The organism is Aquicoccus sp. SU-CL01552 (assembly GCF_040365005.1).
Classification (GTDB): domain Bacteria; phylum Pseudomonadota; class Alphaproteobacteria; order Rhodobacterales; family Rhodobacteraceae; genus Antarcticimicrobium.
On record NZ_BAABWV010000009.1, the window covers coordinates 18,346 to 37,963 of the forward strand.

21 protein-coding genes and 1 pseudogene are annotated in these 19,618 nt (G+C 66.1%); 7 read left to right on the forward strand and 15 right to left on the reverse strand.

Annotated features, from left to right (window positions below):
• Positions 1 to 16 precede the first annotated feature (16 nt).
• Together ABWV23_RS11510 and iscR are read right to left on the reverse strand one after the other, a co-directional pair.
• Positions 17 to 1,084 carry a cysteine desulfurase family protein gene (locus ABWV23_RS11510; protein WP_353347818.1) on the reverse strand — a complete coding sequence of 356 codons (1,068 nt, stop codon included), beginning with the start codon at positions 1,082 to 1,084 and terminating at the stop codon, positions 17 to 19.
• Positions 1,081 to 1,542, reverse strand: a complete 462-nt coding sequence (gene iscR, locus ABWV23_RS11515; protein ID WP_353347820.1) for a Fe-S cluster assembly transcriptional regulator IscR — start codon at positions 1,540 to 1,542, stop codon at positions 1,081 to 1,083. The genes ABWV23_RS11510 and iscR overlap by 4 nt, the downstream gene beginning before the upstream one ends.
• Before the next feature lie 180 nt (positions 1,543 to 1,722).
• On the opposite strand from iscR, the gene ABWV23_RS11520 reads away from it, so the two are divergent.
• From ABWV23_RS11520 to ABWV23_RS11535, 4 genes are all read left to right on the forward strand, one after another.
• Positions 1,723 to 2,376, forward strand: a complete 654-nt coding sequence (locus ABWV23_RS11520) for an alpha/beta hydrolase (RefSeq protein WP_353347822.1) — start codon at positions 1,723 to 1,725, stop codon at positions 2,374 to 2,376.
• On the forward strand, positions 2,376 to 2,630 hold the full coding sequence (locus ABWV23_RS11525; protein ID WP_353347824.1) for a hypothetical protein: 255 nt from the start codon (positions 2,376 to 2,378) through the stop codon (positions 2,628 to 2,630). The genes ABWV23_RS11520 and ABWV23_RS11525 overlap by 1 nt, the downstream gene beginning before the upstream one ends.
• Positions 2,627 to 3,217: an HD domain-containing protein gene (locus tag ABWV23_RS11530; RefSeq protein WP_353347826.1), complete on the forward strand. Its 591-nt coding sequence runs from the start codon at positions 2,627 to 2,629 to the stop codon at positions 3,215 to 3,217. Before ABWV23_RS11525 ends, ABWV23_RS11530 begins: the two co-directional genes overlap by 4 nt.
• Positions 3,218 to 3,369: 152 nt before the next feature.
• Positions 3,370 to 4,584 (forward strand): NADP-dependent isocitrate dehydrogenase, encoded by a 1,215-nt coding sequence (locus ABWV23_RS11535; protein WP_353347828.1) that lies wholly within the window; start codon positions 3,370 to 3,372, stop codon positions 4,582 to 4,584.
• Positions 4,585 to 4,635: 51 nt separating this feature from the next.
• On the opposite strand, the gene ABWV23_RS11540 is transcribed toward ABWV23_RS11535, so the two are convergent.
• Positions 4,636 to 5,355: a sulfotransferase family protein gene (locus tag ABWV23_RS11540; protein WP_353347830.1), complete on the reverse strand. Its 720-nt coding sequence runs from the start codon at positions 5,353 to 5,355 to the stop codon at positions 4,636 to 4,638.
• A 222-nt stretch (positions 5,356 to 5,577) separates the two neighbouring features.
• Between ABWV23_RS11540 and ABWV23_RS11545 the strand changes: the two genes are divergently transcribed.
• Both ABWV23_RS11545 and typA read left to right on the forward strand, forming a co-directional pair.
• Positions 5,578 to 5,913 carry a DMT family transporter gene (locus tag ABWV23_RS11545; protein ID WP_353347832.1) on the forward strand — a complete coding sequence of 112 codons (336 nt, stop codon included), beginning with the start codon at positions 5,578 to 5,580 and terminating at the stop codon, positions 5,911 to 5,913.
• 73 nt (positions 5,914 to 5,986) lie between these two features.
• Positions 5,987 to 7,804, forward strand: coding sequence for a translational GTPase TypA (gene typA, locus ABWV23_RS11550; RefSeq protein ID WP_353347834.1), 1,818 nt, complete (start codon positions 5,987 to 5,989; stop codon positions 7,802 to 7,804).
• Positions 7,805 to 7,892: 88 nt separating this feature from the next.
• Here typA and ABWV23_RS11555 read toward each other — a convergent pair whose 3' ends face one another.
• From ABWV23_RS11555 to recA, 3 genes are all read right to left on the reverse strand, one after another.
• Positions 7,893 to 8,180 carry a DUF1330 domain-containing protein gene (locus tag ABWV23_RS11555; protein ID WP_133358483.1) on the reverse strand — a complete coding sequence of 96 codons (288 nt, stop codon included), beginning with the start codon at positions 8,178 to 8,180 and terminating at the stop codon, positions 7,893 to 7,895.
• A 1-nt stretch (position 8,181) separates the two neighbouring features.
• Positions 8,182 to 10,842 (reverse strand): alanine--tRNA ligase, encoded by a 2,661-nt coding sequence (alaS, locus tag ABWV23_RS11560; protein WP_353347836.1) that lies wholly within the window; start codon positions 10,840 to 10,842, stop codon positions 8,182 to 8,184.
• Positions 10,843 to 11,057: 215 nt separating this feature from the next.
• The gene (gene recA / locus ABWV23_RS11565; protein ID WP_353347838.1) at positions 11,058 to 12,128 is read right to left on the reverse strand and encodes a recombinase RecA; all 1,071 of its coding nucleotides are present in this window, start codon (positions 12,126 to 12,128) and stop codon (positions 11,058 to 11,060) included.
• Between the two features lie 194 nt (positions 12,129 to 12,322).
• Here recA and ABWV23_RS11570 point away from each other — a divergent pair, with 194 nt between their 5' ends.
• Positions 12,323 to 12,916, forward strand: a complete 594-nt coding sequence (locus ABWV23_RS11570) for a gamma-glutamyl kinase (protein WP_353347840.1) — start codon at positions 12,323 to 12,325, stop codon at positions 12,914 to 12,916.
• Positions 12,917 to 12,944: 28 nt separating this feature from the next.
• Here ABWV23_RS11570 and ABWV23_RS11575 read toward each other — a convergent pair whose 3' ends face one another.
• The 9 genes and pseudogenes from ABWV23_RS11575 to ABWV23_RS11610 all read right to left on the reverse strand — a co-directional run bounded on the left by ABWV23_RS11575 (position 12,945) and on the right by ABWV23_RS11610 (position 19,601).
• Positions 12,945 to 15,251 (reverse strand): hybrid sensor histidine kinase/response regulator, encoded by a 2,307-nt coding sequence (locus tag ABWV23_RS11575; protein ID WP_353347842.1) that lies wholly within the window; start codon positions 15,249 to 15,251, stop codon positions 12,945 to 12,947.
• A gap of 94 nt (positions 15,252 to 15,345) precedes the next feature.
• Entirely contained in the window at positions 15,346 to 16,524 is a 1,179-nt protein-coding gene (locus ABWV23_RS11580) for an RsmB/NOP family class I SAM-dependent RNA methyltransferase (RefSeq protein WP_353347844.1), read from the reverse strand.
• 279 nt (positions 16,525 to 16,803) lie between these two features.
• A complete protein-coding gene (locus ABWV23_RS22400) occupies positions 16,804 to 17,094 on the reverse strand; it encodes a DUF7742 family protein (protein ID WP_502901652.1) in 291 nt (96 codons plus the stop codon).
• Positions 17,095 to 17,112: 18 nt separating this feature from the next.
• Positions 17,113 to 17,358 (reverse strand): annotated as a pseudogene (locus ABWV23_RS11585) (baseplate hub domain-containing protein); the annotation flags it as partial.
• A gap of 2 nt (positions 17,359 to 17,360) precedes the next feature.
• Positions 17,361 to 17,993, reverse strand: coding sequence for a phage distal tail protein, Rcc01695 family (locus ABWV23_RS11590; protein WP_353347846.1), 633 nt, complete (start codon positions 17,991 to 17,993; stop codon positions 17,361 to 17,363).
• Between the two features lie 15 nt (positions 17,994 to 18,008).
• Positions 18,009 to 18,671: an RcGTA-type gene transfer agent tail tape measure protein gene (locus ABWV23_RS11595; RefSeq protein ID WP_353348103.1), complete on the reverse strand. Its 663-nt coding sequence runs from the start codon at positions 18,669 to 18,671 to the stop codon at positions 18,009 to 18,011.
• Positions 18,649 to 18,867 (reverse strand): rcc01693 family protein, encoded by a 219-nt coding sequence (locus tag ABWV23_RS11600; RefSeq protein WP_353347848.1) that lies wholly within the window; start codon positions 18,865 to 18,867, stop codon positions 18,649 to 18,651. Before ABWV23_RS11600 ends, ABWV23_RS11595 begins: the two co-directional genes overlap by 23 nt.
• Entirely contained in the window at positions 18,864 to 19,184 is a 321-nt protein-coding gene (locus ABWV23_RS11605; protein WP_353347850.1) for a gene transfer agent family protein, read from the reverse strand. Before ABWV23_RS11605 ends, ABWV23_RS11600 begins: the two co-directional genes overlap by 4 nt.
• Before the next feature lie 3 nt (positions 19,185 to 19,187).
• A complete protein-coding gene (locus tag ABWV23_RS11610) occupies positions 19,188 to 19,601 on the reverse strand; it encodes a phage major tail protein, TP901-1 family (protein WP_133359242.1) in 414 nt (137 codons plus the stop codon).
• Positions 19,602 to 19,618 lie beyond the last annotated feature (17 nt).

Sequence of the window (19,618 nt, forward strand, 5' to 3'; positions counted from 1 at the left end):
TGAAATTCTCCTGAACTCACGCCGCCCGGGCGCGATGTTTCTTTTCCTTGTCGCACCACGCCTCGGCAAAGCGCAGCACGTCTTCTTCTGTCACGTCCGATCCCAGCGACACGCGGATCGCGCTGGCCGCCGCGGCCTCGTCATACCCCATCGCCGTCAGCACCCGGCTGGCGCGGACCTTGCCGCTGGAACAGGCGCTTCCGGCGCTGATCGCGAATCCGGCGAGGTCCATCTGCATCACCTGGGTCTCGCCCTTCCAGCCCGGCGTGACCAGGCAGGAGGTGTTGGGCAGACGCGGCACCTCATTTCCGACAAAAATAGTATGTTTGACGGCAGCCGCAATAGATGATTCTAGAATATTTCTAAGTTCCGCGACCCGATCCCAGACGCCATCGGCCAGATCCCGCGCGGCGGCCTCGGCGGCGGCGCCGAAACCGGCTATTCCGATCACGTTCTCGGTGCCGGAGCGCCGACCCATCTCCTGTCCGCCGCCCCGGATTCGGGCCGCGATGTCGGTGCCGCGCTTGACCACCAGCGCGCCGATCCCCTTGGGGCCGCCCAGCTTGTGCGCCGAGATCAGCGCCATCCGCGCGCCGCACCAGTTGAAGGCGACCGGCAGCTTGCCAAAGGCCTGGGTGGCATCGGTCAGCGCCAGCCCCTCGGGCAGCTCCTGCAGGATGCCGGTTTCGGAATTGGCCAGCTGCAGCACGCTTGCGGCCGGATCACTGACCCCTACCCGACCCTGCGCGTCCGTTTCCAGGTCCTCGTCGATCCAGGCGCGAACCGCGTCATGCTCTACCCCGGCCCCGTGTAACCCGCGCCCGGCACAGGCCAGCGCCGCCGCCTCGGTCGCGCCGGAGGTAAAGATCACGTCCGCCCCCTCGGCGCCGAAGGCCGCCGCCACCTGTGCCCGCGCCCGTTCCACCAGCGCCTTGGCCGCGCGCCCCTCGGCATGCACGCTGGAGGGATTGCCGACCACGTCCATCGCCGCGATCATCGCCTCGCGCGCCGCGTCCCGCAGAGGCGCGGTGGCGTTGTGATCGAGATAGACCCGCCCTCCGGTCTCGCGCCCGGGGCCGGTCATTCCGAATCGACCACGGCAAAGATGTTGGGCACCGCCGGGCACGGGGCGAGTTCGTTGTGCATCACGTCCGACAGCCGGGTCTGGTGCAGGAACACGTAGACATGCGCGCTCAGCCCCTCCCACAGCCGGTTGGTCAGCGATTGCGCCCGGCTGCCCGAGGAGCCGCCCGAGGCGCCCGCGCCCTTGTGCATGGCATCCACCGTCTCGTCGACCGCCGCCAGAACATCGACGACGCGAATCTCAGCCGGCGGGCGCGCCAAGCGGTAGCCGCCACCGGGACCGCGCACCGACGCCACCAGTTCGGCGCGGCGCAACTTGACGAAGAGCTGTTCGAGGTAAGGCAACGAAATCTTCTGCCGCTGCGAGATCTCGCCCAGCGTCACCAGCGCGCCCTCGGGTTGCAGGGCAATATCGACCAATGCGACCATCGCGTAGCGACCCTTGGTTGACAGCTTCATATCGACGCCTCCAATTCAGCAATCGCGCGAGATTCTTGACCTTGCGCGCTTCAATGCGTATCTCGGCTTGACACCGAGCGTGCCGTTCCGGCGCGCGTTTAGAAACGTTCTAAGGAGCCTTAGCGATTTCGTCAAGAATATCCGGGGCGTCCACCGACCAATAATAGGATCAACACCCATATGCCCGAGGTGATTTTCGCCGGACCTGAAGGCCGCCTTGAAGGCCGTTATCACCCGCAAAAGGAAAAAGACGCCCCGATCGCCATTGTTCTGCATCCGCACCCGCAATTCGGGGGCACGATGAACAACAAGGTCGTCTACAACCTGCACTACGCCTTTTACAACATGGGCTTCACGGTGCTGCGGTTCAATTTCCGTGGCGTCGGTCGCAGCCAGGGCGAATACGACCAGGGCGTGGGCGAGCTGTCCGATGCGGCCTCCGCACTCGATTACCTGCAGTCGATGAACAACAACTCCAAGCATTGCTGGGTCGCGGGCTTTTCCTTTGGCGCCTGGATCGGCATGCAACTGTTGATGCGCCGCCCCGAGATCACCGGTTTCATCAGCGTGTCGCCGCCTGCCAACATGTACGATTTCTCCTTCCTCGCGCCCTGCCCGTCTTCGGGCCTGGTGATCAACGGCACCTCCGACCGGGTCGCACCGCCGGCGGACACCACCGCGCTGGTCAACAAGCTGCACGAGCAAAAGGGCATCACCATCACCCATGAGGAGGTCGAAGGCGCCGACCACTTCTTCCAGGGCGCACACATGGACACGCTGATCGACACGACGACCGATTACGTCAAGCGTCGCCTGACGGAAACCACCCGCTGATGGCTGGCGGAGCGCTGGAGCAGCTGGCCGGGAAACTGGCCGACGACACGATCGCCGCGATGGACGAGAGCGGCGACGACCGCCTGTACACCGAGGTGGGCGAGGTGCTGGCCGCCTCGTCACAATCTCTGGAAGAGGCCTTCCTGACGGAAATCCGCGTCCGGCTGGCCGAACGCAAGGCGCGCCGTTTTCTGAACCGGCGCCTTGCCCAGTTGCGCGCCAAGGCGCCGGCGGGCGGAGCCTCGAACGGATGACCGCCCGGCTCGACGCGCAGATCGATTTCCTGATAGAGGCCGACAAGCTAAAGTCGGTGGTACGTGCCTCGAAGCTGATTTCCGGCGAGCGGCGGGAAAACTCGGCCGAGCACAGCTGGCACATCATGCTGCACGCGCTGGTCCTGGCCGATCAGGCCGGGCCCGAGGTGCGGATCGACCGGGTGCTGCGGATGCTCTTGTTGCACGATATTGTCGAAATCGACGCCGGAGACGCGCCGATCCACGGCAACCCCGATCACGAAGAGATGGCCCGCAAGGAGGCCGCCGCCGCCCGGCGGCTGTTCGGCCTTTTGCCCGAAGACCAGGCCGAGGCGTTCCGCACCCTGTGGGAAGAGTTCGAGGCCGCCGAAACCCCCGACGCGAAATTCGCCAAGGCGATCGACCGCTTCCAGGTCCCGGTGATCAACCTGGAGAACGGCGGCGGCACCTGGCAGGAATACGAGGTCACGCTGGACCAGCTTGACACAAGAGTCGGCGTTCCGATCCGGCGCGGCGCCCCGGGACTGTGGGATTGGCTGCGCCCGAAACTTGCCGACTTCTTCTCCCGACGCGGCGACGCGACCTGATCTGTTTCGTCTGAATTTTCGACAGCCTTTGGAAACGGAGCCGATTTGCGTGCGACATTTCGGTATACAGCCGTATACAAGGTTTCGCCGTCCTGAATTTTGCGCTACATCGCGGCCGACTCCTCCTCCTCCGCAACACAGGGACCGCACCGATGACCAAGATCAAGGTGGACAACCCGATCGTCGATATCGACGGCGACGAAATGACCCGGATCATCTGGGATTTCATCAAGACGAAACTGATCCTGCCCTATCTCGATATAGATCTTCTGTATTATGACCTGAGCATCCAGGAACGCGACCGCACCGACGACCAGATCACCGTCGATGCCGCGATGAAGATCAAGGAGGTCGGCGTCGGCGTCAAATGCGCCACCATCACCCCCGACGAGGCCCGGGTCGAGGAATTCGGCCTCAAGCGCATGTATCCCAGCCCCAACGGCACCATCCGCAACATCCTCGGCGGCGTGGTGTTCCGCCAGCCGATCATCTGCCAGAACGTGCCGCGGCTGGTGCCGGGCTGGACCAAGCCCATCGTGGTGGGCCGCCATGCCTTTGGCGACCAGTACAAGGCGACCGATTTCCGCTTTCCCGGGGCCGGCAAGATCACCCTGAAGTTCGAGGGCGAGGACGGCACCGTGATCGAAAAGGACGTCTACGACGCCCCCTCCGCCGGCGTGACCATGGCGATGTACAACCTCGACCAGTCGATCATCGACTTTGCCCGCGCCTCGCTGAACTATGGGCTGAACCTGGGCTGGCCGGTTTACCTCTCGACCAAGAACACCATCATGAAGGCCTATGACGGCCGCTTCAAGGACCTGTTCCAGCAGGTCTTCGACGAAGAGTTCGCCGAGAAGTTCAAGGAAAAGGGCATCTGGTACGAGCACCGGCTGATCGACGACATGGTCGCCAGTTCACTGAAATGGTCCGGCGGCTATGTCTGGGCCTGCAAGAACTATGACGGCGACGTGCAGTCCGACACCGTGGCGCAGGGGTTCGGCAGCTTGGGCATGATGGCCTCGCAGCTGATGACGCCGGACGGCCAGATCGTCGAGGCCGAAGCCGCGCATGGCACCGTGACGCGCCATTATCGCCAGCATCAGGCGGGCAAGGCGACCTCGACCAATTCCATCGCCTCGATCTATGCTTGGACCGGCGGACTCAAGCACCGGGCCAAGCTGGACGGCAACACCGCGCTGAACAATTTCGCCGAGACGCTGGAAAGGGTGGTGGTCGAAACCGTCGAATCCGGCTTCATGACCAAGGATCTCGCGCTGCTGGTGGGGCCGGATCAAAAATGGCTGACCACCATGGGGTTCCTCGAAAAGGTCGATGAGAACCTGAACCTGGCGCTGGCCGGCTGAACTCTCGACCGTCAGCGTGGAAAGGCGGGGCTTGCACCCCGCCTTTTGTGATTAGGTGGCCATGCGGAGCTTGCTTCGCGTCTCCGACGACGCCATCTGCGCGCCCACCCCCACATCATACAGAAGGTCCTTGACCTCGGCATAGCTCACCGCCGCAGCCACCTGCGCCCGCATGTCCGCCATAAGGGCCGGCCTGTTTTTTCGCAGCGTCTCCTGGCTATCTTTCGAAACGACGAGGAGGCGGTCCAATTGGTCGCGGTCCAGCCGCGTTTCGCAGTCAAGCCGACGCAGCAGGCCATTCGCATAGTCGAGCTGCGTGTCCGGGTCCAGCAACCGCTCGAATTCCACCACCAGCTTGCGCTCCGCCGGGCGCGAGCGAAAATAATGCACGAGCGCCATGTAGGAATTGAGGCCATGTTCGACCTTGCGGCGGATTTCCTTGGGCTTGAAGGCGGTAAGGCCCTTGATGCTGCGACAGGTATGCGAGGCGATCGCGGCGACCGGGTCCCGAACGATGATCGCCAGGCCGGGAATCTCCCCATAGGCCATCTCGGCTTTGATCGTCTCGAGGATGAAATGCGATTTGTAGCCGATCGGCGCCTCGTTGGTGATTTGGATCAGACCGGTTCGGCGGTTCGGCTCCCGTTGGTATATCGGCGTATCCCGCCTGGACTCGAAGCAGCCGAGGGTCGGACGCCCGAATCCGTATTCGAGCAAGGTTCGCACCATGTGGTTGCCGCTGCGCGGATAGGACAGGAGGTGATATGTCATCAATTTTGGCCTTGTTCCGTTTGCAGATTGTTCCGGAACCTCTGGCACAAGAAAATCGGGAGAATATCCGGCGAATATGGAGGAAATGACAAGCGATCGGGAGCCACGGGGCAGGCTGGCGCACGCCCTTTCAGCAACCGTTTCGACGGCCCCCGGGATTCTGGTTGCCACGGCGGGCGGATTTCGGCGAAGACGGGGCAAAGCAACCCCGTGGAGATGCCGATGCCCACGCATTACCTGTTCCTGATCCTGGCCGTCGCGGCCGAAACCGTGGGGACCACCGCCCTGCAGGCCAGTCAGCAGTTTTCCCGGCTGATGCCCTCGCTCCTGGCGGTGGCCGGCTACGCGGTCGCCTTCTATTTCCTGGCGCTCACGCTCAGGATCATGCCGGTCGGCATCGTCTATGCCATGTGGTCGGGCCTTGGCATCGTGTTCATCGCGCTGATCGGATTCGTCGCCTTTGGTCAGCGGCTGGACCTGCCCGCGCTGCTCGGGCTGGCGATGATCATCGGCGGGATCGCGGTGATCAACCTGTTCTCGGGCAGCACCACCCACTGAGCCGCGCTTTTGCGCTGGCTTTCTGCGCTGCGGCAGGCTATGCGGCCCCAACCCCCGATTTGAGGCTTACTTTATGGACCTTCGCAATATCGCGATCATCGCACACGTTGACCACGGCAAGACCACGCTTGTGGACGAGTTGCTGAAACAATCCGGCGCGTTCCGTGAGAACCAGGCCGTGGCCGAACGCGCCATGGACAGCAATGACCTGGAACGCGAACGCGGCATCACCATCCTCGCCAAAGCGACAAGCGTGGAATGGAAAGGCACCCGGATCAATATCGTCGACACCCCCGGCCACGCCGACTTCGGTGGCGAGGTCGAGCGCATCCTGTCGATGGTCGATGGCGTGGTGCTGCTGGTGGATGCCGCCGAGGGCCCGATGCCGCAGACCAAGTTCGTCACCTCCAAGGCGCTGGCGCTGGGCCTGCGCCCGATCGTGGTGCTGAACAAGGTCGACAAGCCGGACGCCGAGCCCGACCGCGCGCTGGACGAGGTGTTCGACCTGTTCGCCTCGCTCGATGCCGATGACGACCAGCTCGACTTTCCGCATCTTTACGCCTCGGGCCGCGCCGGCTGGTGCGATCCAGAGCTGGACGGGCCGCGCAAAGACCTGCACGCGCTGTTCAACCTGGTCGTCAACCACGTCCCGGCACCGAAACAGATCAAGCATCAGGACGAAGATTTCCGGATGCTGGCGACCACGCTGGGCGCCGACCCCTTCGTCGGCCGCATCCTGACCGGGCGGATCGAGACCGGCCGTGTCAAGGTCGGCCAGACGGTGCAGGCGCTGTCGCGGGTCGGCCAGAAGATCGAACAGTTCCGTGTCACCCGGGTTCAGGCCTTCCGCGGGCTTGGCCAAAGCGACATCGACGAGGGCGAGGCCGGCGACATCGTCTCGCTGGCGGGGATGCAGAAGGCCACCGTGGCCGACACAATCTGCGCGCTGGCGGTGGACGAACCGCTGGACGCCCAGCCGATCGACCCGCCCACCATCACCGTGACTTTCGGCATCAACGACAGCCCGCTGGCCGGGCGTGACGGCAAGAAGGTCCAGAGCCGGGTGATCCGCGAACGCCTGATGAAAGAGGCCGAGAGCAACGTCGCCATCAAGATCGCCGACACCCCGGGCGGCGAGGCCTTCGAGGTCTCGGGCCGGGGCGAATTGCAGATGGGCGTGCTGATCGAGAACATGCGCCGCGAGGGGTTCGAACTGTCGATCTCGCGCCCGCAAGTGATCATGCGCGAAGAGGACGGCAAGAAGCTGGAGCCGATCGAAGAGGTTACCGTCGACGTCGATGACGAGTATTCCGGCGCGGTGATCGAAAAGATCACCGGTGCGCGCAAGGGTGACCTGGTCGAGATGCGCCAGAACGGCGGCAAGACCCGGATCGTGGCCCATGTCCCCTCGCGCGGGCTGATCGGCTATCACGGCGAATTCCTGACCGATACCCGCGGCACCGGCGTGCTGAACCGCGTGTTCCACTCTTGGTCTCCTTACAAGGGGCCGATCCCGGGCCGTCGCCAGGGCGTGCTGATCTCGATGGAAGACGGCGACGCGGTTGCCTATGCGCTGTGGAACCTCGAGGAGCGCGGCAAGCTCTTCATCGGGGCGCAGGCCAAGGTCTATCAGGGCATGATCATCGGCGAGCACAGCCGCGACAACGACCTCGAGGTCAACCCGCTCAAGGGCAAGAAGCTGACCAACGTGCGGGCCTCGGGCACCGACGAGGCGGTCAAGCTGACCACCCCGGTCACGCTGTCACTGGAAGAAGCCATCGCCTATATCAACAATGACGAGTTGGTCGAGGTGACGCCGAACGCGATCCGGCTGCGCAAGCGGCACCTTGACCCGCATGAGCGGAAACGGGCCTCCAAGACCGCAGGATAAACGAAAAGGCCGCCCCCCGGGGCGGCCTTTTTTCTTGCTCCCTCACCCAGCGCGACGACGGCGGGCGAAAGGCAGGGGCGCTGCGCCCCTACTCGCTGGTCTCGACGACCATCAACTCGCGTTCCGAGGCGCCGCGCGCGTGGCTCAGGGCCTCTTGGTATTCCGGCGAGTGATAGCAATCGACCGCGGCCTCGACGGTGGGAAACTTCGCCACCACGTTGCGCGGGCGTTCCTTGCCCTCGAGCTGAACGAACTTGCCGCCACGGGCAATGAACTCTCCGCCGTGCTTGGCGATCGCCGGACCGGCCAGCTTGGCATATTTGCCATAGGCCTCTTCATCGGTCACCGTCACATGCGCAATCCAGAGTGCACCCATCTTAATTCTCCAAAACCTGTTCCGCCGCGCGGATCGCCGCGTCGGCCTTGCTGATATCCTGTCCGCCGCCCTGCGCCATGTCGGGGCGACCGCCGCCGCCCTTGCCGCCCAGAGCTTCGACCGCCGGGCGCAGCAGATCGACCGCCTTGACCGTGCCGGTCAGATCCTCGGTAACGCCGGCGGCCACCGCCACCTTGCCGCCGGTATCGGCGATCAGCAGCACCGCACCACTGCCCAGCCGCGCCTTGTGTTCGTCGATCAGCGGCGGCAGATCCTTGCCGGTCACCCCGGAGAGCACCTGGGCAAGGAACTTCACCCCGTCGATCTCCTTGGCCTCGGGGGCTGCCTGATCGCCACCGCCAGCCATTGCCAGATCGCGGCGCAGCTGCGCCAGCTCGTTGTTGAGCTCCTTGATCTTGGCCTGGTCGGCACGGACCCGCGCGGCAAGCTGGTCGGGCGTGGTTTTCAATTCACTCTGAAGCTCGGACAGGATCTGCCGCAGATGAGCGGTGTGCGCCTGCGCGCCCTGCCCCGTCAGGGCCTCGATCCGGCGCACGCCGGCGCTGCTGGCGCTGTCGCTCAACAGCACGAATTCACCGATATCTCCGGTGCGCCGCACGTGGGTACCGCCGCAAAGCTCGAGCGAATAGGTCTGCTTGTCTGCCCCTTTGCCCGAGCCCGGTTGCACGCCCATCGAGACCACGCGCACCTCGTCGCCGTATTTCTCGCCGAACAGTGCCTGCGCGCCAAGGCCCCGGGCATCGTCCGGCGTCATGATCCGGGTTTCCACCGGTGCGTTCTGGCGGATGTAGTCGTTGACCTCGGCCTCGACCCGCTCCAGTTCCGCATCCGACAGCGCCTTGGCATGGCTGAAATCGAACCGCAGCCGGTCGGCGGCATTGAGCGAACCACGCTGTGCCACGTGATCCCCCAGCGCATGGCGCAGCGCCTCGTGCAGCAGGTGGGTGGCCGAGTGATTGGCCCGGATCGCGGTCCGGCGCGCATGATCGACCTCCAGCACGGCCGGCGCGCCCTTGGCGATCTCGCCCTCGGTCACCTCGGCGAAATGGATGAAGACACCGGCGCTTTTCCGGGTATCGGTCACCTTGGCCACGCCGCTTTCGGTGCGGATCGTCCCGCTGTCACCGACCTGGCCACCGGATTCGGCATAGAACGGGGTCTGGTTCAGGGCGATCTGCACGGTCTCGCCGGGCTTGGCGCTTTCGACCTCTGCCCCGTCGCGCACCAGCGCCACGATCTGGCCTTCGGCGGTCTCGGTGTCATAGCCGAGGAAATCGGTCACGCCCTGGTGTTCGGCGATATCGTACCAGATCGTCGCATCGGCGGATTCGCCCGAGCCAGCCCAGGCGGCGCGCGCCTTGGCCTTCTGCTCGGCCATCGCCTCGTCAAACCCCTCGGTATCCACCACGCGGCCCTTTTCGCGCAGCGCGTCCTGCGTCAGGTCGAGCGGGAAGCCGTAGGTATCGTACAGTTTGAACGCCGCTTCGCCCGGCAGGGCCGCATCCTCGGGCAGGTCCGCAAGCTCTTCGTCCAGCAGTTTCAGCCCGCGATCCAGCGTCTGCTTGAACCGGGTTTCCTCCAACTGCAGGGTTTCCTCGATCAGCGCCTGCGCGCGGCCCAGTTCCGGATAGGCCGCCCCCATCTGCCGCACCAGCGCCGGCACCAGACGGTGCATCAGCGGATCCTTGGTGCCCAGCAGGTGCGCGTGCCGCATCGCCCGGCGCATGATCCGGCGCAGCACGTAGCCCCGGCCGTCGTTCGATGGCATCACCCCGTCCGAAATCAGGAAGGAGGTCGAGCGCAGGTGGTCCGCGATCACCCGGTGATGCACACGGCCCTTGCCATCGGGATCGGTTCCGGTGGCCTCGGCGCTGGCCTCGATCAGGCTGCGCATCAGGTCGGTGGCATAGTTGTCATTGGTGCCCTGCATCAGCGCGGCGACCCGTTCGATCCCCATGCCGGTGTCGATCGACTGCGCCGCCAGTTCGCGGCGGCTGCCGTCCTCGAACTGCTCGTATTGCATGAAGACGAGGTTCCAGATCTCGACGAAGCGGTCGCCGTCCTCCTCCGGGCTGCCCGGAGGGCCGCCCCAATGCTGCTCGCCGTGATCGTAGAAGATCTCGGTGCAGGGGCCACAGGGGCCGGTGGCGCCCATCATCCAGAAATTGTCGTTGGTCGGGATGCGGATGATCCGGTCGTCGGAGAACCCGGCGACCTTTTTCCAGATCTCGGCGGCTTCGTCATCGGTGTGATAGACGGTCACCAGCAGCTTGTCGCGGTTGATGCCGTATTCCTTGGTGATCAACTCCCAGGCGAAACGGATCGCGTCGTCCTTGAAGTAATCCCCGAACGAGAAATTGCCCAGCATCTCGAAGAACGTGTGGTGCCGTGCTGTATAGCCGACGTTGTCCAGGTCGTTGTGCTTGCCGCCCGCGCGCACGCATTTCTGCGCCGTTGCGGCGCGGGTGTAGTCGCGGTGCTCGACCCCGGTGAACAGGTTCTTGAACTGAACCATGCCGGCATTGGTGAACATCAGCGTGGGGTCGTTGCGCGGCACCAGCGGGCTGCTGTCCACGACCTCGTGTCCCTGCTTGGCGAAGTAGTTCAGAAAGGTCGATCGGATGTCGTTCAGCGTTGGCATTGCATGTCTCTCGGCGGGCTGGATGGGTGGCCGGGAAATCCCGTTTGCGCAGGTTTATCCCCCCGCCCCCGCACTGTCCACAGCCGGTGCACCCGCACGGTCAAGGCGCGATGGGAAACCGGGGGAAAACCGGGCAAGGCAAACGGGGCGCGCCATCCCGGCACGCCCCGCTATCATTCCGTTATTGCCTTGGGGACATCCCCCCGCGGCCCGCCTCAGGCCTCGAGGATGTCGTCGCCCGCATCCCCGGCCGGACCGCCGTCGAAGTCCAACCCGTGAGAGGCGCGAATCTTGTCCTCGATCTCCAGCGCGATGGCCTCGTGATCCCGCAGGAACTGCTTGGCGTTCTCGCGGCCCTGGCCGATCCGCTCGTCGCCGTAGCTGAACCAGGACCCGGACTTGTTGACGACCCCGGCGGCGACCCCGAGATCGAGCAGTTCGCCCATTTTCGAGATGCCTTCGCCATACATGATGTCGAATTCCACCTGCTTGAAGGGCGGCGCCACCTTGTTCTTGACGACCTTGACCCGGGTGGCGTTGCCAACCACCTCGTCGCGGTCCTTGATCGAGCCGATGCGACGGATGTCCAGCCGCACCGAGGAATAGAACTTCAGCGCGTTGCCGCCTGTGGTGGTTTCCGGGCTGCCGAACATCACGCCGATCTTCATGCGGATCTGGTTGATGAAGATCACCATGCAGTTGGAGCGGCTGATCGAACCGGTCAGCTTGCGCATGGCCTGGCTCATCAGCCGGGCCTGCACGCCGACGCTGGAGTCGCCCATGTCGCCCTCGAGCTCGGACTTCGGGGTCAGCGCCGCGACCGAATCGACCACCACCATGTTCACCGCGCCCGAGCGCACCAGCGTGTCGGTGATTTCCAGCGCCTGTTCGCCGGTGTCGGGCTGCGAGATCAGAAGCTCGTCCAGGTCCACCCCCAGCTTGCGGGCATATTGCGGGTCGAGCGCATGTTCGGCATCGACAAAGGCGCAGACTCCGCCCTTTTTCTGCTGCTCGGCGATGCAATGCAGCGTCAGCGTGGTCTTGCCCGAGCTTTCCGGCCCGTAAATCTCGATTATGCGCCCCATCGGCAACCCGCCGATGCCGAGCGCGATATCCAGCCCGAGCGAGCCGGTGGAACTGGCCTCGATCTCCGGCAGTGCGTTTTCGCCGCCAAGTTTCATGATCGAACCCTTGCCGAACTGCCGTTCGATCTGGGCCAGGGCGCTGTCCAGCGCCTTTTGCTTGTCCGCGTTCTGCTTGCTGCTCATCGTGAGAAGATCCGCCATATTCCCGTTCACCTTTCTTATTGTCACACCCGGACCCGGGCGGCAATCGTCGGTTTGTTCACCTCTTGTTCCTTATGCGGACAAAATGAGAACATATCAATGGAAAACTTGCACCGGAGCACTGTTTCGCAATTGAGTTAAATTCGCGTTTACGGCAGTTTTGGCCAGATCCGCACAAAAGGTTATAGGGCTAAATGCTTATTTTTCATAAGGAACGTCTCGTTTTCCTCTCGGTGCCGAAAACCGGCACCACCGCCTATGAAACCGCCCTGCGGGATCGTGCCGATATCGTCATCTCGGATCCGCCGGAACTGAAACACGCGCCGGTCTATCGCTACAACCGGTTCTTTCGGCCGATGTTCGACAAGGTCTGCCATGCCGAGATGGAGACGCTGGCGGTGATGCGCGAACCGATCAGCTGGCTGGGAAGCTGGTATCGCTACCGTCGCCGCCCCTTCATGCGCGGCAAGCCCAACTCGACCCACGGGGTGAGTTTCGACGACTTCGTCGCCGCCTATCTCAAGGGCGACAAGCCCGGGTTCGCCAATGTCGGCAGCCAGGCCAAGTTCCTCGAACCGCGCCCCAACGGCGTGCATGTCACCCACCTGTTCCGTTACGAGGATCAGCCGGCGCTGGTCCGTTTTCTCGAGGAGCGACTGGGTCTGCGGATCGAGACCGCGCGCGAGAATGTCTCGCCGCCGATGGATCTGGAGCTGTCGGCCAAGACCGAGGCGCGCCTGCGCCGCAAATGCGCCGAGGAATTCGCGCTTTACGACAGCATCGGCTGATCCGGCGGCCCGACGGGCGCCGCCGGGATCACTGCATCTGTTCGTAGACGGTCTCGGCCAGTTGCGTGAGCGAGAACGGCTTGGGCAGGAACACCGAGTTCGGCACCTCTGGCTCGGCCTCGCCAAAGGCCCCCTCGGCATAACCCGAGACGAACACCACCCGCACCTCGGGACGCTGTTCGCGCGCCTTGCGCACCCAGCTCGGCCCATCCATGCCGGGCATCACCACATCGGTGACAAAGACATCCACCCAAAGTTGCGGATCATCCAACATCTGCAGCGCGTCCTCGGCCGATTCGGCCTCGAGCACGGTATAGCCGCGCAGGCGCAGGGCGCGGGCGGCAAAGGCACGCACCGGGGCCTCGTCCTCGACCAGCAGGACCACGCCGTCGCCCTGGTGCGTGGCGGGGCCGGACGGGGCCGCGACCGCCTGCACCGTCTCGGCGACCCGGTCGTCGGCGGGGAAGAATAAGGTGAACTCGGTGCCGCTGCCCTCGACACTGTCGACAAAGATGAAACCGCCGGTCTGCTTGATAATGCCATAGACGGTCGACAGGCCCAGCCCGGTGCCCTCGCCGGGGCGCTTGGTGGTAAAGAACGGCTCGAACACCTTCGACAGGTCGTCGCGCGGGATGCCCACCCCTTCGTCCCGCACCTTCACGGTCACGTAATCGCCCGCCGGTACCATCGCCCGGTCGCGCCGCATCGACGTGTCCAGCGTCACCACCTCGGTCTCGATCCGGATCTCGCCGCCCTGCGGCATCGCATCGCGCGCGTTCACCACGAGGTTCATCAGAACCTGTTTCAACTGCCGCTTGTCGGCGCGGATCGGGCGCAGCACCGGATCATGGCTCAGAGTCAGGGTCACCTTTTCGCCGACCAGCCGGTTCAACAGGTGAGTCAGGTCGGACAGGGTGTCGCGCAGGTCCAGGACCTCGGGCCGCAGCGTCTGCTTACGCGAAAACGCCAGCAGCTGACCCACCAGTGCCGCGGCCCGGTTGGCGTTCTGGCGGATCTGTTCCAGGTCGCCGTAGTCCTGGTCGCCCTGGTCGTGCCGCAACAAGAGCAGGTCGCAATGCCCCGAGATCGCGGTGAGCAGGTTGTTGAAATCATGCGCGATGCCCCCGGCCAGTTGGCCGATGGCCTGCATCTTCTGGCTCTGGACGAATTGCGCCTCCAGCGTCTTCAACTCGGTGGCGTCGTTCAGCACCGCGATCAGGATCGGCGTGCCGTCCTCGACGACCTGGCTCAGGGTGACCTGGACAAAGATCTCCTTGTCCTCGCGGGTCAGCCGCAGGAACTCCGACTTTTTCCCGGCCTCGCCGGCGCGGGTGATCTCGCCGAGCCAATCCATCAACGGCCGCCCGATCCCCTGCATCACGCTGTCCAGCGCGGCATGGTCTCCGGGCGGACCGCCCAGCAACTGGGCCGCGCGCCGGTTCACCGCCAGGATGCGGCCATCCAGCCCGACCTTGAGCATCGCCACCGGCAGGGTCTCGAACCCCGAGGCCCGCGTCGCCGCCCCCTGCCCGTCCGAGGGCAGGCAGAACAGCTCCCGCCGCCCGGCGCTGCCGGTGAACTCGGCCACCAGAACATCGCGCAAGCCCTTCGTGGTCGACATCACGTTGATCGCACCGGGTCGGAGCGGCAGCGAGGGGAACAGACGATCCAGCGTCTTTACCCGCTGGCCCGTCAACTCCCGCGCCGCCGCGTTCATGAACAGCACCGTTCCCGACCGACCCAGCGAGATCACCGGCACCGGCAGGGTCGCCATGCTGGCGCCGGCATGTGGACGCTCGGTCATGTCCTCGACGCGCCAGAGATAGCCTTGCTTTCCCATCCGGTGCACCGCCAGCCGCACATGGCCGCGCCGCGTCACCAGGTCCTCATGTGCGGCGCCCTCCACCTCGGCGTGGCGTTGCAAGCGGAACAGCACCGCCGACGGGTTCGCAAGCACCCCGCGCAGGGTCGCCGCCAGCGTTCCGCTCTCGGTTTCGGGAAACAGCGCCTCGGCGGCCGCGTTGCGCGCGAGGAGTCCCCCATCGGCGTCGGTGACGAAGCTGGCCGCCGCATCGTTCTCGATGAACCCCTCGAGCATGTCATTGGCGATGTCGAGCCCGCGCCGCGCGACCAGCCGTCGGAGCGCCATGCCCAGGCTGACCGCGATCAACGTCGCCCCGGCCACACCAAACGCCCGCGCCGCCAACCCCGGCGGCGCCAGCCACGTCCCCCCTGCCACCAGGCACAGGGCCAGCACGAGGACGGCCGCAACACGGGCCTGATCCGGTGCGGCGCGCGGCAAGAGGGTCCTGACGTTGATCGGGCGGCTGGTCACATTCTGGCTCCGTCCGCAGGGGATTCGTTGCCGCCCATTTCGCGGCACAGCGGTTAAACCCGGCTTAACAGACTGATTTTCCACCTAAAGGCGATTATGCCCCCTCTGCGGCCCGGGTCAACTGTGCCGAAAAGAACCCGTCGGCCCCGCCGGTGACCGGCCAGGACCGCTGCCAACTACAGCACCAGCCCGGGTGACGGGCCAGAAAGGCCTCGATCTGGCCGCCGTTCTCGCGCGCCAGCATCGAACAGGTCGCATAGGCCAGAACGCCGCCGGGGGCCACCACCTCCATCGCCCGGTCGAGGATTTCAGCCTGCGTATCGACCACCTCGTCCAGCGCCGCCTCGGTGAGCCGCCACTTGCCCTCCGGCGCGCGCCGCCAGGCACCGCTGCCCGAACAGGGCACATCGCACAGCACCAGGTCGAAGGGCGCCGCGCGGGCCACCTCCGCCGCCTCCAGCAGCGTGACCGAAAGCCCCGCGCGCGCCGCCCGCTCGGGCAGATCGCGCATCCGGCGCGGTGCGGCGTCATGGGCAAACAGCGTCACCTCGGCCCCGGCCCCCATCGCCAGGGTCTTGCCGCCGCCCCCGGCGCAATAATCCAGCACCCGCTGCCCCGAGGCCAGCGGTAGCGCCTCGACCACCGCCTGGCTCGCGGCGTCCTGCAATTCCACCAGCCCGTCGCGAAACGCCGCGCTGTTTTTGAGGCGCCGCGCCCCCACGACCACCTCGAGCGCGGTCTCCGCCGCCGGATGGACGCGGGTTTCGATCCCCTCGGCGGCAAGGGCGGTGGCGGCGGTTTCCCGGTCCGCCTTGCGCAAGTTGGCGCGCAGAAAGACCGGCGCGCGCTGTTGCAGGGCGCGGGCCGCCGCCTCGGTGTCCTCGCCCAGGCTGTCGCGGAACGCCGGCCACAGCCAGTCGGGGATGTCCAGCGCCTCGGCCCCCTCCTCCGGCGCCCGGCCCGCCGCCCGCTCCTCCTCGGTCAGCGGTGACGGGCCATAACCGGCGCCGGAAAACATCTCGTCGGGGTCCAGCCCGTCACGACGGCACAGCCCCAGCATCAGCGCCCGGCCCGTCTCGCCGCCCCCCAGCGCGGCCAGCGACCGGCGGCTGCGCAACACGTCAAAGACATGGTCGCGCACCGCCGCCCGGTCCTTGGGCCCGGCAAAGCGGCTGCGCCGGGCCCAGCCGGTCAAGGCCTGTTCGGCCGGGGTTCCGTCCCGGTTCGCGTCAAGGATCTCGATCGCGGCCTGCATCCGCGCCGCCGGGGTCACGATTGCCCCCCGGCGCGCATTGGCCCGACCGCATCCCGCGGCACGCGCCTTGTCCTGTCGTCGAGGCCCGGGCGGGTGATCTTGGCGTCCGCCAGGGCACTCACCGCTGCCCGTCGCCCCGTGGTCTGGTGACACATCTTCATCATATGGATATCCCGCTTTCCTTGCACTTTCGGAAGCCCTCGGCCACGCCTTGCCCGGAACCGTCGTGAATGCACTCAGGTACTCCGGTTTGTCGTCGGGGTAAACGGGCGGGATTGGGGCCGGTTATGGCCCGGATCACGGCCACCGCGTGCCCAGCGACCGCAGGACCATGACAAAGCACCGTCGATAGCCGGCGTCGTCGAACCCCGGCTCATCCGCCATCGGATAGCGCCGCGCCGCCGCCATCAGCGACCCGTTGCCCCAGCGCGGATGCAACCGGCCGTGACGCAGCCGGAACCGGTCCGCCGCCTCCGCCTCGCGCAACATCCTTTGGCAAAGCGCCGCGCGCGCCCCCGGCGGAACCGCGAAAAGCGCCCGGGCGGCACAGCTCACATCGCCGTGCAGAACCGGCCGCACCGGGGTCACTCCGGCAGATCGATCCGGGCGAACAGCCCCGGACCATAGCGCGCCGATCGCCTCGGTATTGTCCACCGCCAGCCCGGTCGCCTGCTGCAACGCCTGCGCCGACAGCCCGGTCTCGGCCTTGAAGGTGATGCCGTCGAACGCCAGTGTCCGGTCGTGATCGGTGAACCCCAGTTGCACCCCGTCGGCCCGGGTCAGCGCCCAGCACCGGCACAGCGTCGTGACCCCGCCTTCGACATGGGCGCGGAACGCCTTGCTCATGCCCATGCTCATACCCGCACCTCCACCACCGGCACGTTGGGCACGTCGCCGGCCTGGAAACTCGCCACGCTGGTCTGGATCCGGTCGGTGTCGAACCGCACCGGCACGTCGAACTCGAACCCGGCCATCACCGCGGCGTCCCTTGCCGGCGGATGGGCGAATGTGATCAGCCCGGTGGCGGTGTCCACGGTGTAATCCACCGCCTCCTGCAACTCGTCCTGCGCGATGCCCACCCGCACCGTGCCCGCCACCGGCTTGGTGATCGGGCGGGCATAGCCGTGATCGCCCGAGCGATAGATCTTGCGCAACCCGAACACCGTGGTCGCCCCGTCGCCCCGCGCGATTTCCTGGTCGTCGAACCGCACCTCGGCCCGCGCGCGGCCGGATTTGTAGTCCGACCAATCCTTCCAGCGAAAGCCGTACATCTGCCCCTGCCGGGCCTCGAAAAAGGCGATCAACACCTCCACGTCATCCAGCGACCGCATTCCCAGGCCCGCGTCATAGCGCCGCCGCGCATGCGCCCAGGGCGTGTTGCGCTCCTCGTACCCGTTGGCCAGCGTGACGATATCCGTCCGCCGCTCCGGCCCGCCCACCGAGCCGAAGCTCAGCGAGGCGGGAAACCGCACCTCGTGAAAATTCATCGCTCTTTCCCCGTCTCAGAGATTCCGTCCGCCCTGCGCCAACGCCCGGCGCATCTGCGCCGCGATCTGGCCCCGGCTGCGCTGGAACCCGGTCACATCGGGGGTGGTGACGTTCATCACCACGTTCACCGCGCTGCCGCCCGCCCCCGCGCGCACGCCAAGCTTGCCATCACGCCCCCGCGCCAGCGGCAGGATCGCCTCCGGCCCCGCCTCGCCCATCAGCCCGGTCGCCCCGCGCATCGGGAACAGCGTCGCGCCGCGCACCACGCCACCGCTGGCAAAGGGCATCACCCGGCCCTGCGCGAACCCGGCGCCGGCCCGGAACGGCAACAGCCCCTCGACCAGGCTGCGCACCCCGTCGCCCAGAAGCTCTCCGAACTGATCGGTCACCGGCTTGATGGCGGCGGAATAGGTGGTCTGCACCATCGTCTGCGCCAACCCGTCCAGCGCCTCCGACAGGCTCTTGCCGTCGAACACCACCCCGTCAAAGGCCCGCCGCAGCCCGCGCGAGAACCCGCGCTCCAGAGTGGCCACGTCGCGCCCGGTCGCCGCCAGTGCCGTGCGCATCCGGGCCAGCTCGGCCTCGAACTGCGCCGCCATACCCACCGCACCGCCGAGGCTGTCCTCCAGCCCCTCCGCCGCCACCGCCAGATCGTCAATCGCCCCGTCGTCCGCCATCATCCGCCTCCCCTTTCGTATCGGGCCAGGCCGCCTCCAGCGCCGCCAGCCCTGCCCGCGTCATCGGCATCGCGCCCTGCCCCTGTCCCAGCATCAGCGCCAGTTCCGCCGGGGTCAGCCGCCAGAACGCCTCGGGCGCCAGCCGCAACCCCTGCATCCCCGCCCGCATCAGCACCGGCCAATCGATCCCGCTCATGCCTGGCCCGGCACGGTAAAGGCCCGCGCCAGCAATTCCGCCGCCGCCCGCGCCGCCGCCAGCGGCCCGCCCTCGATCTCGGCCCGCATCAGGTCCTCCGGCCCCAGCTCGGCCCCGCCGCCGCGCAACCCCGCCAGGATCAACGCCATCAGGTCGCGGCTGGAGAACCGACCGCCCTCGAACCGCTCGACCAGCGCCACCAGCGTGTCCTCGCCCAAGCGTTCCTCCAGCTCCGCCAAGGCGCCCAGCGTCAGCTTCAGCACCCGCCGCTCGCCACCGATCACCAGCGCCACCTCACCTGCCCATGGGTTCGCCATCGCTCAGACCGCCGTGAACACCAGCACGCCGGCGCTCTCCATCGACATCTCGTAGGTCGCCTCGCCGTCATGGCTGCCGGCGTATTCCAGCGCGGTGACCTGGAACGGCCCCTCGACGATACCGAAATCGGGGATGATCACCTGGAAATCCGGCACCTCCCCGTCAAAGAAAAGCTGCCGCGCCCGCTCGTCCGTGCCGGCGTCCTTGAACACGCCGGCGCCCGAGATCGCCGCTGATTTCACCCCGGCGCCGGACAGCAACTCGCGCCAGCCGCCCTGGCTTTCCAGACTGGTCACATCGACGCTCTCGGCGTTGAAGCTCACCCGCGTGGCGCGCAGCCCCGCGATGGTCTCGAACAGCCCGTCTCCAGTCATGTCCACCTTGATCAACAGATCCTTGCCGTTCTGGGCACCCATTTTCCGCCTCCTGTCCT